Annotated in this window: 15 protein-coding genes; 4 read left to right on the top strand and 11 right to left on the bottom strand. The window is 68.0% G+C overall.

Going from position 1 to position 15,317, the window contains the following annotated elements; all coding sequences use genetic code 11:
* Positions 1–13 precede the first annotated feature (13 nt).
* Positions 14–769: a DUF3097 domain-containing protein gene (locus tag QC765_RS03765; protein WP_373876664.1), complete on the bottom strand. Its 756-nt coding sequence runs from the start codon at positions 767–769 to the stop codon at positions 14–16.
* Positions 770–908: 139 nt separating this feature from the next.
* Here QC765_RS03765 and QC765_RS03760 point away from each other — a divergent pair, with 139 nt between their 5' ends.
* Positions 909–1,715 (top strand): Rv1486c family protein, encoded by an 807-nt coding sequence (locus QC765_RS03760; RefSeq protein ID WP_278313066.1) that lies wholly within the window; start codon positions 909–911, stop codon positions 1,713–1,715.
* A 192-nt stretch (positions 1,716–1,907) separates the two neighbouring features.
* Here QC765_RS03760 and QC765_RS03755 read toward each other — a convergent pair whose 3' ends face one another.
* The 3 genes from QC765_RS03755 to fabG1 all read right to left on the bottom strand — a co-directional run bounded on the left by QC765_RS03755 (position 1,908) and on the right by fabG1 (position 4,595).
* Positions 1,908–2,996, bottom strand: a complete 1,089-nt coding sequence (locus QC765_RS03755) for a ferrochelatase (protein WP_278313065.1) — start codon at positions 2,994–2,996, stop codon at positions 1,908–1,910.
* Between the two features lie 11 nt (positions 2,997–3,007).
* A complete protein-coding gene (gene inhA, locus QC765_RS03750; RefSeq protein ID WP_278313064.1) occupies positions 3,008–3,799 on the bottom strand; it encodes an NADH-dependent enoyl-ACP reductase InhA in 792 nt (263 codons plus the stop codon).
* Between the two features lie 64 nt (positions 3,800–3,863).
* Positions 3,864–4,595 (bottom strand): 3-oxoacyl-ACP reductase FabG1, encoded by a 732-nt coding sequence (fabG1, locus tag QC765_RS03745; RefSeq protein ID WP_278313063.1) that lies wholly within the window; start codon positions 4,593–4,595, stop codon positions 3,864–3,866.
* Between the two features lie 141 nt (positions 4,596–4,736).
* Between fabG1 and QC765_RS03740 the strand changes: the two genes are divergently transcribed.
* Positions 4,737–5,702 (top strand): hypothetical protein, encoded by a 966-nt coding sequence (locus QC765_RS03740; protein ID WP_278313062.1) that lies wholly within the window; start codon positions 4,737–4,739, stop codon positions 5,700–5,702.
* A 39-nt stretch (positions 5,703–5,741) separates the two neighbouring features.
* Here the strand turns inward: QC765_RS03740 and QC765_RS03735 are convergent, their stop codons facing one another.
* The 6 genes from QC765_RS03735 to QC765_RS03710 form a co-directional block, all read right to left on the bottom strand.
* Positions 5,742–6,722 (bottom strand): VWA domain-containing protein, encoded by a 981-nt coding sequence (locus QC765_RS03735; RefSeq protein ID WP_278313061.1) that lies wholly within the window; start codon positions 6,720–6,722, stop codon positions 5,742–5,744.
* Complete coding sequence (locus QC765_RS03730; protein WP_278313060.1) at positions 6,719–7,717, bottom strand: DUF58 domain-containing protein; 999 nt, start codon at positions 7,715–7,717, stop codon at positions 6,719–6,721. The genes QC765_RS03735 and QC765_RS03730 overlap by 4 nt, the downstream gene beginning before the upstream one ends.
* 22 nt (positions 7,718–7,739) lie before the next feature.
* Positions 7,740–8,849 carry an AAA family ATPase gene (locus QC765_RS03725; RefSeq protein ID WP_278313139.1) on the bottom strand — a complete coding sequence of 370 codons (1,110 nt, stop codon included), beginning with the start codon at positions 8,847–8,849 and terminating at the stop codon, positions 7,740–7,742.
* A gap of 110 nt (positions 8,850–8,959) precedes the next feature.
* A complete protein-coding gene (locus QC765_RS03720; protein ID WP_278313059.1) occupies positions 8,960–9,562 on the bottom strand; it encodes a C40 family peptidase in 603 nt (200 codons plus the stop codon).
* Positions 9,563–9,781: 219 nt separating this feature from the next.
* Positions 9,782–10,387, bottom strand: a complete 606-nt coding sequence (locus tag QC765_RS03715; RefSeq protein ID WP_278313058.1) for an NlpC/P60 family protein — start codon at positions 10,385–10,387, stop codon at positions 9,782–9,784.
* Between the two features lie 352 nt (positions 10,388–10,739).
* The gene (locus QC765_RS03710) at positions 10,740–11,228 is read right to left on the bottom strand and encodes an Rv1476 family membrane protein (protein ID WP_278313057.1); all 489 of its coding nucleotides are present in this window, start codon (positions 11,226–11,228) and stop codon (positions 10,740–10,742) included.
* Positions 11,229–11,522: 294 nt separating this feature from the next.
* Between QC765_RS03710 and acnA the strand changes: the two genes are divergently transcribed.
* Both acnA and QC765_RS03700 read left to right on the top strand, forming a co-directional pair.
* On the top strand, positions 11,523–14,339 hold the full coding sequence (acnA, locus tag QC765_RS03705; protein WP_278313056.1) for an aconitate hydratase AcnA: 2,817 nt from the start codon (positions 11,523–11,525) through the stop codon (positions 14,337–14,339).
* 106 nt (positions 14,340–14,445) lie between these two features.
* Positions 14,446–15,033, top strand: a complete 588-nt coding sequence (locus QC765_RS03700; RefSeq protein WP_278313055.1) for a TetR/AcrR family transcriptional regulator — start codon at positions 14,446–14,448, stop codon at positions 15,031–15,033.
* On the opposite strand, the gene QC765_RS03695 is transcribed toward QC765_RS03700, so the two are convergent.
* Positions 15,030–15,251, bottom strand: coding sequence for a helix-turn-helix domain-containing protein (locus tag QC765_RS03695; RefSeq protein ID WP_149359760.1), 222 nt, complete (start codon positions 15,249–15,251; stop codon positions 15,030–15,032). The two genes, QC765_RS03700 and QC765_RS03695, sit on opposite strands and share 4 nt — an antisense overlap.
* Positions 15,252–15,317: the final 66 nt, after the last annotated feature.

Below are 15,317 nucleotides of genomic sequence, written 5' to 3'. Positions count from 1 at the left end.
CGCGAGTGGCAGCCTAGTCGCCGGTATCGGTGACGAAGTCGACGAGCCGCTCGACGGCCCCGATCAGATCGGACTCCAGATCACGGAACGAGCTGACCGAGGAACGCACGTGGATCCAGCCGTCCTGCGGCGTCCCCCAGCCAAGGGAGTCGCAGATCCCGGTCTTCCAGTCCTGCCCCATCGGGATCACCGGCCATTCCTTGATGCCGACCGCGCGCGGCCGCACCGCTTGCCAGATATCGACGAAAGGATGCCCAGTGACCATGACGTGCGGTCCGAGGTTCTGGGTCAGCCGAGCTTCCTTCGACCCGGACACCAGATGGTCGACGAGCACACCGACCTTGCGTTCCGGGCCGGGTCCGAACTCCGCGAGCCTCTCACCAAGGTTGTCCAGGCCGCTCAGCGGCTCGACGACGACACCCTCGATGCGCAGATCGTGGCCCCAGACCTTCTCGACGAGCTCGGCGTCGTGCACGCCCTCGACCCAGATCCGGCTCGCTCGCGCCGTCCGGGCCCGGGCATTCTCCACCCGCACCGAACCCGAAGCTGTGCGGCGCGGCCCCGCTGGACTCGTCGCGACGGGCCGCGTGAGGGTGACGCGCCGACCCTCGAACAGGAACCCGCCCTCGCGCATCCGGAACAGCCGCGTGCAGCGGGCCGCATCCTCGAGACGCACGAAGTCACCATCGTAAGTGCGCTCGAGCGCGACGATGGCGCCGCAGTATCCCGTTACCGGATCCTCGACGACCAAGCCCTTCTCGGCAGGCATCGTGGGGTAATCAGGCTTCTTCCGGCGCGCGTGGCCGCCCAGGATGTCTCCCGCGTATCTGTTGTCCACCACGAGGCCACACGGTAGCGGCCTGGCGGGAAATGGTGGAGGCTGCCACGCCGAACTATGCTGGTTTGTCATGTCCTCCCCCAGCGCTTCACTCGCCGTCTGGGCGTCGCACTGGCTCGCCGGTAGCGCCGCGCCCGATGATGTCGTGGATGCGCTGCACCTGTGGGCACCGCTGCATTTCGTCACCGCTGGCGAGCTCGTCGCGGGCGAGCGGATTCCGGGGGCTCCCGTCGCCGAGAAGTGGTTCGACGAGTCCGATGGCTCGGTGGTGCATCTCTTGCGAATGATGCGCACCGTTGGCGGGCGCTTCACCGTGGCGCTGCCGGTTCCTGGCGATGTTCGAGGCATCCCCGCTGGTGGAGACCTCGCGGCTGCCGCGCTTGAAGCCGGGGAGGCCGTCCTCATCGACTCGGCGGGCGGCGCGTTCGGGCTAGTGCCTGCCGAGGCCGGGGACGAGGCCCTCACGTGGACGGTCTATCCCCTTGCCGCCGGGTTGCCCCACGCGGACGCGATGCCTCTCGGCGAGGCCGAGTACTTGCTGCGCCAGGCCACTCGTGACGCAGCGGCGGCGCTGGCCACCTTGCAGTTCACCGATCTCGCCGGGCCACGGGAGGTCCGCCCGCTCATCGTCGAGGCGCTAGCGGACCTGACCATGCACCGCTTCCCGGATGCCATCCCCCCGCGCGCGGCCCGAGTGCTCGATACCGCCAACGAGGTCGATGCGATCCTTCGCGTCGCCGGCGAGCATGGCGCCCTGCAATCACTTTCGGCGACGGGCATCTCGCACCGCGACGAGGTGCTGCGCCCCCTCCTCGATACTGTGCGACAGGCCCGGATCGCGGCATTCACCGCGTGCGTGGCACCGCCGCGGGGGTAGGTTCCGTGGGCCCCACCGCCGGGGTAGGTTCCGTGGGCCCCACCGCCGGGGTAGGTTCCGTGGGCCACACCGCCGCCCCACCGCCGGAAGTGTGCAGTTTTGCACCCCATTCCGCGCTCGGGAGGGTGCAAACGTGCACACAACCGGCGGGGCGGGGCGGCAAAGAGGGCGGCACTGAGCCGGAGCGCAGTCCTACCCGCCAGAGCCAGAGCCAGAGCCCCGCACCGGCCGCGCAGGCATCTCGCAGCAGCCCACCGCGCAGGGTGCGCCGTTGGTGCTGGAGCCGCGCAGGGGGGCGCCGCCGCAGCGGGTTGGCGCTCGACCGCTCAGCGCCTCGTCGATGAGGTCGGCGATCATGGTGGTGAATCGCTCGTCGGTGCCGGGTGTGGCGGCGCGGGCGAGGGCGATGCCAAGCTTGTCGGCGGTCTCGCGGGCCTCGGTGTCGAGGTCCCACACGACCTCGAGGTGGTCGGAGACGAACCCGACGGGGCAGACGATGACGGCGGTCTCGCCGGCCTTGGCGAGTGCCTCGATGTGGTCGCAGATGTCGGGCTCGAGCCAGGGGATGCGGGCGGGCCCTGACCGGGATTGCCACACCACGTCGAACTCGTTGCGGCCAACCGCCCCGGCGCATAGCGCGGCAGCCTCGTGGACCTGCCGGCTGTAGAGGTGTCCACCTTCTTCTGGCAGGCCCGCGGCAGCGTCGGCGCTCTCGGGCACCGAGTGTGCGGTGAACACCAGCCGAGCCGTCTCCCCCAGCCCGGCGGGCAGCTCGTCGCGGGCGGCGCGGATGGCATCGGCGAACGCGTCGACGAGCAGGGGGTGGTCGTAGTAGTGCCGCAGCTTGACCAGTTCGATCCCGGGGCCAGCGGCGGCGAGGGCTCGTGCGATGTCCTCGTGGTACTGCCGGCAGCCGGAGTAGCCGCCCCATGCCGAGGTTGGGAAGACCAGCGCCCGCCGCACCCCGTCCTCGACCATGCGGGCCACGGCGTCCTCGGCCATGGGGTGCCAGTTGCGGTTGCCGAAGTACACCGGCAGATCGTGGCCGCGCCGCTTGAGCTCGCGCTCCACCCTGGCGATGATGTCGCGGTTGAGCGCGTTGATCGGCGAGATGCCCCCGAAGTGCAGGTAGTGCTGCTCCACCTCGTCGAGGCGCTCCGGGGGCACGTTGCGGCCGCGGGTCACGTTCTCGAGGAACGGTCGCACGTCCGCAGGCTTCTCGGGCCCGCCGAAGGAGAGGTAGAGCAAGGCATCGAAGGGCCCCGCGGAGGATTCATCCATGCCCACCAGTATCAGAAAGCCTGGGTGCTCGCGCCACCATCGACGTAGATCACGGTGCCGGTGGTCTTGGGCAGCCAGTCCGACAGCACTGCGCACACGGTCTGCGCGACAGGGGTGGGGTCGTCGGCATCCCAGCCGAGAGGGGCGCGCTCGTCCCACTTCTCGTTGATCTGCCGGATCTCCTCCCCCACTCCCGTGGCGGTGCCGGCGATGGCCTTCGCGGCGAGCGTGCGGACCGGGCCTGCCGCCACGAGGTTGGAGCGGATGCCCTGGGGACCGAGCTCGCGCGCGACGTAGCGGTTGATCGATTCGAGCGCCGCCTTGGCCACGCCCATCCAGTTGTAGAACGGCATCGCGTTGCGCGGGTCGAAGTCCATGCCCACGATGGAGCCTCCGGGCGACATGAGCGGCTGCACGGCCTTCGCGAGCGATGCGTAGGAGTAGGCGGATACCTCCGTGGCGACGGCGACGTCCTTCCACGGGGCATCGAGGAAGGGGCTGCCCAGGCAGGACGGGGGCGCGAAACCGATGGAATGCACCACGCCGTCGAGGCCGTCGACATGCTCGCGCACGCGGTCGGCCAGCGTCGCGAGATGCTCCTCGTTCTGCACATCGAGCTCGATGACCGGCGCGGGCTTGGGCAAGCGCTGCGCGATGCGCTCGATCAGCCGCATCCGCGCGAACCCGGTCAGGATCACCTCCGCGCCCTGCTCCTGCGCCGCCTTCGCGACGTGGAACGCGATCGAAGAATCGGTGATCACACCGGTGATGAGTAGGCGCTTGCCTGCGAGCAGACCGCTCATGTGTACCTCCAGGTAGGGATAAAGAATGGTTGCCGGGCCGGGGAGCCCGTGCGGTCGGGCTGGCTCAGTGCCCCATGCCGAGTCCACCGTCGACGGGGATCACTGCGCCCGAGACGTAGCGCGCATCGTCGGAGGCGAGCCAGCTCACGACGCCAGCGACTTCCTCGGGCTGCCCCGCGCGGGCCAGCGGCACCGCTCCCGTGATCATCTTCTTGTGGTCGTCGGCGAGTTCAGCGGTCATGTCTGTCTCGATGAATCCCGGCGCCACGACGTTCGCGGTGATGCTGCGCGAGCCGAGCTCGCGCGTGAGCGATCGTGCTATGCCGACGACTCCCGCCTTCGACGCGGCGTAGTTCACCTGGCCGGGACCACCGGCGAGCCCTACCACCGAGCCGAGGAAGATGAATCGGCCGAACCTAGCCCGCAGCATCGACCGCGTCGCTCGCTTGGCGACCCGGAACGCACCGGTCAGGTTCGCGTTGATGACGCGCTCGAACTGCTCGTCGCTCATCCGCATCAGCAACGTGTCGTCGGTGATGCCGGCGTTGGCCACGAGCACTTCCACTGGCCCCTGGTGCTGCTCGACCTCCGTGAACGCCGCGTCCACCGATGCCGTGTCCGTCACATCGCACTGCACCCCGAACAGGCCGTCGGGCACGCCCGAGCCGCGATGCGTCACGGCAACCTTGTGGCCGTCGGCTTGCAGGCGGCGCGCGATCGCCAGCCCGATGCCGCGATTGCCCCCCGTGACAAGAACCGAGCGCGCGACAAAACCCGAAGATGAATCACTAGACATGCCTGCCAACCTATCCCCTCGCCCGCGCGCGCGTGCCGCCGGCACGCGAATTCGCGCATCGCGCTGCTCACGATTCTTGTCGGTGCCGGGGTCGAGAATGAAGGCATAGTTGGTTCGGGCTCGTGAGGAAGCTGGTGGGTCATGGATCGGTCACAGCGATCCCCCGCAGCAGGGTTGGCGCGCAGGAGCGGCGAGGTGATCGGCGCGATCGTGCTGCTGCTCCTGACGACCACGATCATCGCGATGGGGGCGGGCGCGGCGAGGGAATGCGTGCCTGTCCGGGAGCAGGCGTTGCCCGGCCTGCTGTCTGTGTCGATGCGTGTCGGCACGAGCAATGGGGTGGTCGTTAACGCTGGCGGATCGCTTGGTGGGCCCCCGCGGGTGCTGAGGGTGGACGGCATGACGTATGTGCTCGCGGACGCTCCCTTGCGGGCGTGGCGACCAGATGAGATCGCGGGCTTGCGGCCAGGCGGCCTTGCCCGGGCGGGCGATGTCCTGGACTTGCCCGGTGGATCCAGCACGGCGCCGACCCTGCTTGATCCGCATCGTATCCTCCGCGTCGTGCGGCAGGAGGTGCCGTCTCGCAGGGATTTCTGGGCCTACGAGGTCCAGCCCGTCTCGATGAGCGAGGCGTTCGATGAGCTCATGGTGTCGGTCGGGCTCGATGAGGGCGCGGTGCGGGCGGCGATGCCGGTGCTGGATCGGGTCAATCCATTCCTCGACGGGTGCGTGACGGTCCTCGGATCGGCTCCCGATGCTTCCGGGGCATTCGACGCGACAATGGTCTCGGTGCGCAAGCTCGATGCGCGGTTCGACCTGGTTCGTGGTGTCTCGCGTGTCAACGCGCTGGTGAGCAGCGAGTGCACGAACTGCGGTGAGCTTGCCGTTCCGCTGGACGTCGGTCCGGACCTGTCATTGCGCATACTCCCTGGTGGCAGCAGCGCGGACAGCGAAGCAGGGCGCCAAGCGAGCTCCGGAGAGGCTTCGTCGCTCGAATGGTCGCGCGCTGCGGTGGCAGTCTCGATCGGGAACCTGTTGACCGTCGTGTCCGGGCCTGGTGAGGCTGCTTGGTCGACTGGTCCCGCGAACATTCTTGACGACGCCTAGCACTGGTCCCGGCCTCCGCCGGCCCGTGCCGCCTAGGGCTCAGGGGATGCGGCGACTGACGACGAGCGCGATGCCACCGGCGATGGCGATGAAGATGGTGCCGAGGATCAACCAGGGCTGGCTGGCGTCACCGCGCCGGATCTCGTAGCCGATCTGGGATTCAAGCGTCTCGTAGACCGCGGCCAGCTCCTCCTGCGACGCCGCGGCGTAGAACTCGCCCCCACTGATCGCGGCGATGTCGCGCATCGATGCCTCGTCCACGGGCACGGGGATGACCTGGTCCTCGATGACGACAGATCCGATCATGGTGCCGAAGGAGATGGTCGAGACGGGGATGTCGCGCTCCCCGGACAACCGTGCCGCGGTGAAGGCGCCGCGGGGCGCGTCAAGGTCGGCGGGAACGGTTTGCTTGCCGTCGGAGATCAGCACGATATGCGCCGGGGGTGGCTCGTCCTCGCCGGGGATGATCGCAGCGATGCTCTCGATGGCTTGCAGCGAGGTGAATATCGCTTCCCCGGTGGCGGTGCGCTCGGAAAGCTCGAGCCGGTTGATCGCGCTGGTCACCGGTGCTCGGTCAGTGGTGGGCGGGACGAGCACCGACGCCGTTCCGGCGTAGCTGACGAGTCCGAGATTGAGCCCCTCGGGCAGGCCCTCGGCGAAATCGACGGCGGCTTCCTGCGCGGCGACGAGTCTGGACGGCGTGACATCGGTGGCCTCCATCGACAGGGATGTATCGATGGCGAGGATCACGGTGGCCCGGTCGCGGGGGACGCGCTGCTCCTTCGTCGGCGAGGCCAGCGCGACGGTGAGCAGCGCGAGACCGACGAGCATGAGCACGGCGGGGATATGTCGTTCGGCGTGGGGCCGCCGGGGCGCGACGGTATTGAGCAGCGCGAGGTTGGTGAACTTCATGATGTTGCGCTCGCGGGCGCGCAGCGCGATCAGGTAGCCGACGACCAGGGCGGCGATGACCAGCAGGAAGAGCAGCCACCAGGGGCTGGTGAATCCGGTGAGGCTCACAGTGAACCTCCAGGCCGGCGACGGGCGGCACCGGCGGCGGGCGCGGAGAACTGGTAGCGGCGAGCGGCGACGAAGCGCACGATGTCGGCGATCCAGTCACTATCGGTGCGCAGGGTCAGGCGCGGGCAGCCACAGCGGCGCAGGGCGGTCTCGACCGCGGCGCGTTGTTGCTCGGCGGCGAGGGCGAAGTCGCGCCGGATGCGTCGGGTGGTGACGATCTCACGGGTCTCGCCCGATTCCGGGTCCTGCAGCACGACATGCCCGACATCGGGCAGTGACAGGTCACGGGGGTCGATGACCTCGATGGCGAGCAAGTCATGGCGGTGCGAGACGGCCCGCAGGGATCGTTCCCAATCGATGGGGCCAAGGAAATCACTGATGACGACGGCAAGGCCACGGCGGCGGGGCGGGCGGCGCAGGGCGTCGATGACGGCATCGAGGCTGCCGCGGGTGCCAGAGGGCGCGCGGGGGGTGGTCGCGATGCGCCGCAGTAGGACCTGCCGGTGGTGCAGGCCCGATCGAGCGGGGATGCGCGTGGTGGTCGCGCCATTGGAGACGAGCGCGCCGATGCGGTTCGCTCCCCCGCCGGTGAGGTAGGTGACAGCCGCGGCAGCAGCGACGGCGAGGTCCCGCTTGTCACTGCCCACGGTGCCGAAGTCGAGGCTCGCGGAGAGGTCGAGGATGATCCATGTCTCGAGCTCACGGTCGGCGACGGTTTGCCGCACATGCGGATGGGTGGTGCGGGCGGTGACGGACCAGTCCATCTGGCGCACATCGTCGCCTGGCTCGTAGGGGCGCGCGTCGCCGGGCTCGGAGCCAGGGCCCGGGATGAGGCCGAGGTGCTCGCCGTGGAGGATGCCGTCGAGCTTGCGCTTGACGGTGAGCTCCAGGGTGCGCAGCGCCGCGGCGAGCCGGGGGTCGCGCAGCTCGCCGCGCGCGAACGATGGCGGCGCTGGATGCTGGCCATGCTGCTCGCCGGAGGGAGGGTTAACCATCAAAGTCCTCGTGGCTGCCGGTTCACTGGCGGGCCGACGGTGGCTGGGCCGACGGGGGCTGGGTCATCGCGGGCTGGCTCGGCATCGACTGCGAGGTGACCTGGGGCAGCCCCACGGTGTGCAGGACGCGCTCGATGATCGTCTCGGTGGTGATGTCGTCGGCCAGAGCATCAAAGCTGAGGACCAGCCGGTGCCGCAGCACGTCGGGAATGATCTCCACGACATCCTGCGGGATCACGTAGTCACGGCCGCGCATCAGCGCGAGAGCACGGGCCGCAGCGATGATGCCGAGGGTCGCACGAGGCGATGCGCCGTAGGCGAGCCAGTTCGCGACGTCGTCGAGCCCGAGCGATCGTGGGTCGCGCGTGGCGGTGATGACGCGGACGACATAGTCGATGAGCGCGTGGTGGACAAAGACATTGCTCGCCGATCGCTGCAGGCGCAGGACGGACTCGGGGTCGAGGATCTGGCGTGCCGTGGGGGTGGTGACGCCCATCCGGTAGACGATCTCCCGTTCCTCCTCGACCGACGGGTAGTCGACGAGCACCTTGAACAGGAAGCGGTCGCGCTGCGCCTCGGGGAGCGGGTAGACGCCTTCGCTCTCGATGGGGTTCTGGGTGGCGAGCACGAGGAACGGCTCGGGCACCGGGAAGCGCTTGCCACCGATGGAGACGTGATGCTCGGCCATGACCTCGAGCAGCGCGGACTGCACCTTCGCGGGGGCACGGTTGATCTCGTCGGCGAGCACGAAGTTCGCCACGACCGGCCCGAGCTCGGTGTCGAACTGCTCGCGGCCCTGGCGGTAGATGCGGGTACCGATGAGGTCGGTGGGCACGAGGTCAGGGGTGAACTGCACGCGCGAGAAGCTGCCACCGATAACGGTCGAGAGCGTGGACACCGCGAGGGTCTTGGCCACGCCGGGCACGCCCTCGAGGAGGACGTGGCCCTTGGCGAGCATGCCGACGAGGAGCCGCTCGACAAGCCGGTCCTGGCCGACGATCACCCGCTTGATCTCGTGGGCGGCACGCTCGAGGAGCTGCGCGTCCTCCCGTGCCGAGGCCGCGCTGGGCCCTGCATCCGCCCCGGTCGGCGCGCGCCCGTCCTCCGGGTTGCCTGTCTGCTCGAACGTCACTGTCGCTGACCACCGTTGTCGCTCGTGCCGGGCGGGGCCCGGCGTGTCCAGTACTCCGACCACTATTGCAGGTTCAGCGGGGGAATGCCCGTGCCCTGGGCACGGAAGCGTCAGATCATGCGGACAGCGAACGGCAGGAGCCCCTCGCGGTCGAGCGAGGCGATCCGGACGTGACCTCCGGAATAGGGCGCCTCGAGCACCATCCCATCACCCAGGTACAGGGCAACGTGGTCGCGCCCCCCGTCGCCCCAGAACAGCAGGTCGCCGCGCTGCGCGGCCGCCACCGGCACCCGCGGTCCCGCATGGAGCATGTGGCCGCTGTAGCGGGGCAGTCGCACCCCTGCCCCGGCGAAGGAATACACCATCAGGCCCGAGCAGTCGAAGCCGATCTTCTCGAAGTCGCCATGCTCGTCGGCGATGCCTCCATCGCGCACGCCGAGGCCGGGCCCGTGCGCGCCGCCACCGCCCCAGGAGTAGGGGATGCCGATCTGGGCGCGTGCTCGCTCGACCACAGCCTCGGTCCGCCCGGCCCGCTCCGGCGATGACCACGGATCGGAGACCTCGATCGCCGAGAGCGCCGGGGGCGGATTGGCGATCGCGGTGCCTGCCGCCGGGCCCGCAAGAAGAAGCGCGGCGGCCACCAGCACGCGCATCGCCTGGTAGAGGATTCCTGTATTCCGCGCAGCACTATTGATCGGGCATCCTCGGGGCATCCGCGGCTTCCATTCGTCACGAGGTCAGGTATTGCGCGCGGAATCCTGGAAGCATTCAGGCAAGGGGCCAGCCGGGGATCCGTGCGATGTCGCTGCCCAGGCTAGGAGCCCCCGGCCTCGCGCGATCATCGATTCACCTAATCGTATCGAAGCTGAAATAGTGACACGACATTTTACGGTCTTGGCATGCGCTGATCGCCATTAATCCGCAATCTCGCGCTACACGAACCGCACCGCTACGGGCTGGATCCCGGACCAGTTGATCGGTGCAATACGTACGGTGGCACCCGAATAGGGCGATTCGATCACCATTCCGTTGCCGATATAGAGGGCGGCATGGTGGCTGCCGCCGGGGCCATAGAACAGCACATCGCCGGGCTTGCGCTGCGCGAGTGGCACGTGGGCCCCGGCCCGGAAGATGTCGCCACTGGTCCGGGGCAGGAATACCCCGGCTCCGGCGAAGGAGTACACGAGCAGGCCCGAGCAGTCGAAACCGATCTTGTTGAAGTCGCCATGCCGGTCCGCGACGCCTCCGTCCCGGATTCCCCTGGTGGGGCCATGGATATTGCCGCCACCCCAGGCGTAGGGCACGCCGACCTGGGATCGCGCGCGGTCGATGACCATCTGCGCGCGGGTTTGCGAGATGGGCGGCTGCTCGACGACCGGGGGCGTCACGGGCTTCTCCGCAGCGGGCGTCTCGGGTGGCGCGAGCGGAGTCTGCGGCGCGGGGCTCGACGGCGCGGGGGCGGGACCGGTGATGCTGCCGAACAATGGGTTGGCGACGGCGACGGGAGCGGCCGCCAGCAGCAGGGATGCGCTGGCCACCAGGGGCCAGAGTATTCGCGAAATGCGCACGCGCTTCTCCTCCTCGAACGTCAGTGGCGAGCGCCCGGGAAGAAGCACCGATAGCACAACAGCGCTAGCGGCGCATAGGTTTTCTCGTTCCCATGGATGTCCCACAAGCAGCCCGGTAGAAGGCAGGGCCAGGGATGCATCCATTGCGCACAACTTGGAAGGTACGTCACTTGAGGATTAAACGGACCATTTTTGAAGTATCACAAGCGGATAACTTCAGATCCGATCAACATGTGCACTGATGCGCATGATAGAACCGCACCCGTATACCTAATATGTACGCGGGATTGGCGGAATGGGGCGCGACCGCCCCGCTAACGCGTTATTGCTGGGCGAAGTACCCGCGCCGCGTCCACCAACGGAGCGCTGTGAGGCCGACCACAAGGGAGAGCAGGACCACCAGGGTCACGGTGGTCCACGGGAACCCCTCATCGGTCAATCCTTCGAGGAATGTCGACGCGGCGACGACCGGATCGCCCGGGTCCACCTCATGCTGGGCACCCTCGAGGGTGAAGCGATCAACATCGTCGCTGTAGGTTCCGACCGCGAACGGGCTCAGCGCCAGCACGGTGCCACTGTCGGCAGCTCCGATATCGTTGGCGAGATCACGCAGGCCGCTGCCATAAACGGGGTGGTAGGGAACGGCGACGATCTTGAGGTCGATGCCCTCTCCCGCCGCCTCGGCAACAATCTCCTGCAGCGCGTCGACGTCCGCTTCCGGGGCCCAGACGTTGTCATCGGACAGCCCTTCGAGCACCGCGCCGAGATCGAGCCCTGGTGGCACCTGCGCGTGCACTGCACCGATTCCCATGTGATGCCTGATCCTTCCACCCGTCCGAACCGTCCCAGTGAGGGTACTCGACACCACTCGCAGAACCCCGGGACCAGAGGCCTCGCGCCGGGGCCAGGAGATCCAGGCGCACCGGAACAGACCCGCCTGGTTCACAGTACGACCGTACTGTTAGACTAATTTCCGCCACCTAGCAGCGAACCGCACAACGGCCTGGCATCGTCTCAGATGGCGCGTTGTGCAGCAGCCCTGCAGATGGCGCGACCCGCCGGCTCAGCCCAGCTGGCGGAAGACTTATCGACGAGTGGAGCTGACGTGAGCACCAGCATTGATTCCTTTGGAGCGCGCGGAACACTGGAGGTTGGGGACAAGTCCTACGAGATCTTCCGCCTCAACCAGGTTCCCGGCACCGAAAAACTGCCCTACGCCCTCAAGGTCCTCGCGGAGAACCTCCTGCGCACCGAGGACGGGGTCAACATAACCAAGGACCACATCGACGCGCTCGCCAACTGGGACCCCAGTGACCAGCCGAACGTCGAGATCCAGTTCACCCCCGCCCGCGTGATCATGCAGGACTTCACCGGCGTGCCCTGTGTCGTTGACCTTGCCACCATGCGCGAGGCCGTCACCGCCCTCGGTGGCGATCCTGACAAGGTCAACCCGCTCTCCCCCGCCGAGATGGTCATCGACCACTCCGTCATCCTCGACGTCTTCGGCCGCGCCGACGCGTTCGAGCGCAACGTGGAGCTCGAGTACGAGCGCAACGGCGAGCGCTACCAGTTCCTGCGCTGGGGCCAGGGCGCGTTCGACGACTTCAAGGTCGTCCCGCCCGGCACCGGCATCGTGCACCAGGTCAACATCGAGTACCTCGCCCGCACGGTGATGGTCCGCAATGGCCAGGCCTACCCCGACACCTGTGTCGGCACCGACTCGCACACCACCATGGTCAATGGCCTCGGCGTGCTCGGCTGGGGCGTCGGCGGCATCGAGGCCGAGGCGGCCATGCTCGGCCAGCCCGTCTCCATGCTCATCCCCCGCGTGGTGGGCTTCAAGCTCACCGGCGAGATCCACCCCGGCGTCACCGCCACCGATGTCGTCCTCACCGTCACCGACATGCTGCGCCAGCACGGCGTGGTCGGCAAGTTCGTCGAGTTCTACGGCCAGGGCGTCGCCCAGGTGCCGCTCGCGAACCGCGCGACGCTGGGCAACATGAGCCCCGAGTTCGGCTCCACCGCGGCGATCTTCCCGATCGACGAGGAGACGATCAACTACCTGCGCATGACCGGTCGCGATGACGATCAGCTCGCCCTCGTCGAGGCCTACGCCAAGGAACAGGGCATGTGGCACGACGCGGACCACGAGCCGGAGTACTCCGAGTACATCGAGCTCGACCTCAGCACGGTCGTCCCGTCGATCGCCGGGCCCAAGCGCCCGCAGGACCGCATCGCGCTGACCGACGCGAAGACCGCGTTCCGCAAGGACATCCACAACTACACCACCGACGGCGACCACCAGGCCGACGCGACGCCGCACACCGACCTCGACGAGGCCATCGAGGAGTCGTTCCCGGCATCGGACCCGGCCGTCCTGTCGTACGCCGATGATGGCGCGGTGAGCGTTGACTCCGCCGCCAACGGTTCCACGGGCCGTCCCTCCAAGCCGGTGACCGTGAAGTCCGACGAGCTCGGCGAGTTCGTCCTCGACCACGGTGCCGTCGCTGTCGCGGGCATCACCTCGTGCACCAACACCTCCAACCCGTCGGTGATGATCGGTGCGGCGCTGCTCGCCCGCAACGCCGTCGAGAAGGGCCTCGCTTCCAAGCCCTGGGTGAAGACCAACATGGCACCCGGCTCGCAGGTCGTTTCGGACTACTACGAGAAGGCCGGCCTGTGGCCGTACCTCGAGAAGCTCGGCTTCCACCTCGGCGGCTACGGCTGCACCACCTGCATCGGTAACACCGGCCCGCTGCCCGAGGAGATCTCCAAGGCGGTCAACGACAATGATCTGACCGTCACCGCGGTGCTCTCGGGCAACCGCAACTTCGAGGGCCGCATCTCGCCCGATGTGAAGATGAACTACCTGGCCTCGCCGCCGCTGGTCATCGCCTACGCGCTCGCGGGCACGATGGACTTCGACTTCGAGACCGATTCCCTCGGCAAGGACACCGACGGCAACGATGTCTTCCTGAAGGACATCTGGCCCGCGCCGCAGGAGATCGACGACACCATCAAGTACGCGATCAACAAGGAGATGTTCGTCAACTCCTACGCTGACGTGTTCAAGGGCGACGAGCGCTGGCGCAACCTGCCCACCCCGGAGGGCAACACCTTCGAGTGGGGCGAGAACTCCACCTACGTGCGCAAGGCCCCGTACTTCGACGGCATGACGATGGAGACCACCCCGGTCTCCGACATCAAGGGCGCCCGTGTGCTCGCCCTGCTCGGCGACTCAGTCACCACCGACCACATCTCCCCGGCGGGCCCGATCAAGCCGGGAACCCCGGCGGCCCAGTACCTCGACGGCCACGGAGTGGCGCGCAAGGACTACAACTCCCTGGGCTCGCGCCGTGGCAACCACGAGGTGATGATCCGCGGCACCTTCGCCAACATCCGCCTGAAGAACCAGCTCCTCGATGATGTCTCCGGTGGCTACACCCGCGACTTCACCCAGGAGGGCGGCCCCCAGGCGTTCATCTACGACGCATCGATGAACTACCAGGAGGCGGGCATCCCCCTCGTCGTCATCGGCGGCAAGGAGTACGGCTCGGGCTCGTCGCGCGACTGGGCGGCCAAGGGCACGCGCCTGCTGGGCGTCAAGGCGGTCATCGTCGAGTCGTTCGAGCGCATCCACCGCTCCAACCTCATCGGCATGGGCGTCATCCCGCTGCAGTTCCCCGAGGGCGAGAGCTCCAAGTCGCTCGGACTCGACGGCACCGAGACGTATGACATCTCCGGCATCGAGGAGCTCAACAACGGGAGCACTCCGCGGACCGTGCACGTCACCGCCACCAAGGAAAGCGGCGACAAGGTCGAGTTCGATGCGGTCGTGCGCATCGATACGCCCGGCGAGGCGGACTACTACCGCAACGGCGGCATCCTGCAGTACGTGCTGCGCAACATGATCAAGGGCTAGCAGCTCCCGGTCCCCGCAGCAGCCAAGGGCCCGGGCAACCGATCCACGCATCGGTTCGACCCGGGCCCTTCGCGGCCCCACCGCGACGATCGAAGGGCTAGCAGTCGTGCCCAGAGTCAGTGAAGTCCACCTCGCTGCCCGGCGGGCCCAGATCCTCGACGGAGCCCGCCAGTGCTTCGCCAAGTTCGGCTACGAGGGCGCCACCGTCCGCAGGCTCGAGGAGACCACGGGGCTGTCCCGTGGTGCGATCTTCCACCACTTCCGCGACAAGGACGCCCTGTTCCTCGCGCTCGCCCACGAGGATTCCCAGCGCATGGCCGATACGGCCGCGGAGCAGGGCCTCGTCCAGGTGATGCGCAACCTGCTCACCCACCCGGAGGAGTTCGACTGGCTCGGCACGCGCCTCGAGATCACGCGCCGCCTGCGCACCGATCCCGATTTCCGCCGCGAGTGGGCCAAGCAGGCCGCTGAGCTCACCGAAGCGGCCACGCTGCGGCTCGAGCGGCAGCGCGCAAAGGGCCGCATCCGGGATGACATCCCGACGGCGGTCCTGCTGCACTATCTCGACCTGGTCCTTGATGGCCTCGTCGCGCATGTGGCCTCTGGCCAGGCAACCACGCATCTCGACGCGGTGCTCGATCTCGTCGAGGATTCTGTCCGCCGCAAGCCCTCGGGCGGCCAGGTGGCGGACTAGGCGGTGCGCTTGCGACGGTTGGCGCCGCCGCGCCCGCGCAGCGGCACATCCGATTCCACGAGCATCTTGTGGACGAATCCATAGCTGCGCCCGAGTGATTCGGCGAGCGAACGGATGCTCGCCCCGGACTCGTAGCGCTCACGTATCTCCGAACGGATCACATCCCGCGATTCCCCGGTTATCCGCGCCCCTTTGCTGATCCCCGCTGATGCTGCCATCTCCTCGACCTCCATTGAGCTCGGCACCGTGCGGTTCACCCGCATACACGCAGGTAAATCACTGAT

This window comes from Hoyosella levis (assembly GCF_026008515.1).
Lineage (GTDB): Bacteria > Actinomycetota > Actinomycetes > Mycobacteriales > Mycobacteriaceae > Lolliginicoccus > Lolliginicoccus levis.
The sequence above is the reverse complement of the archived record's forward strand: the minus strand, read 5'-3'. Positions and strand labels throughout refer to the sequence as shown.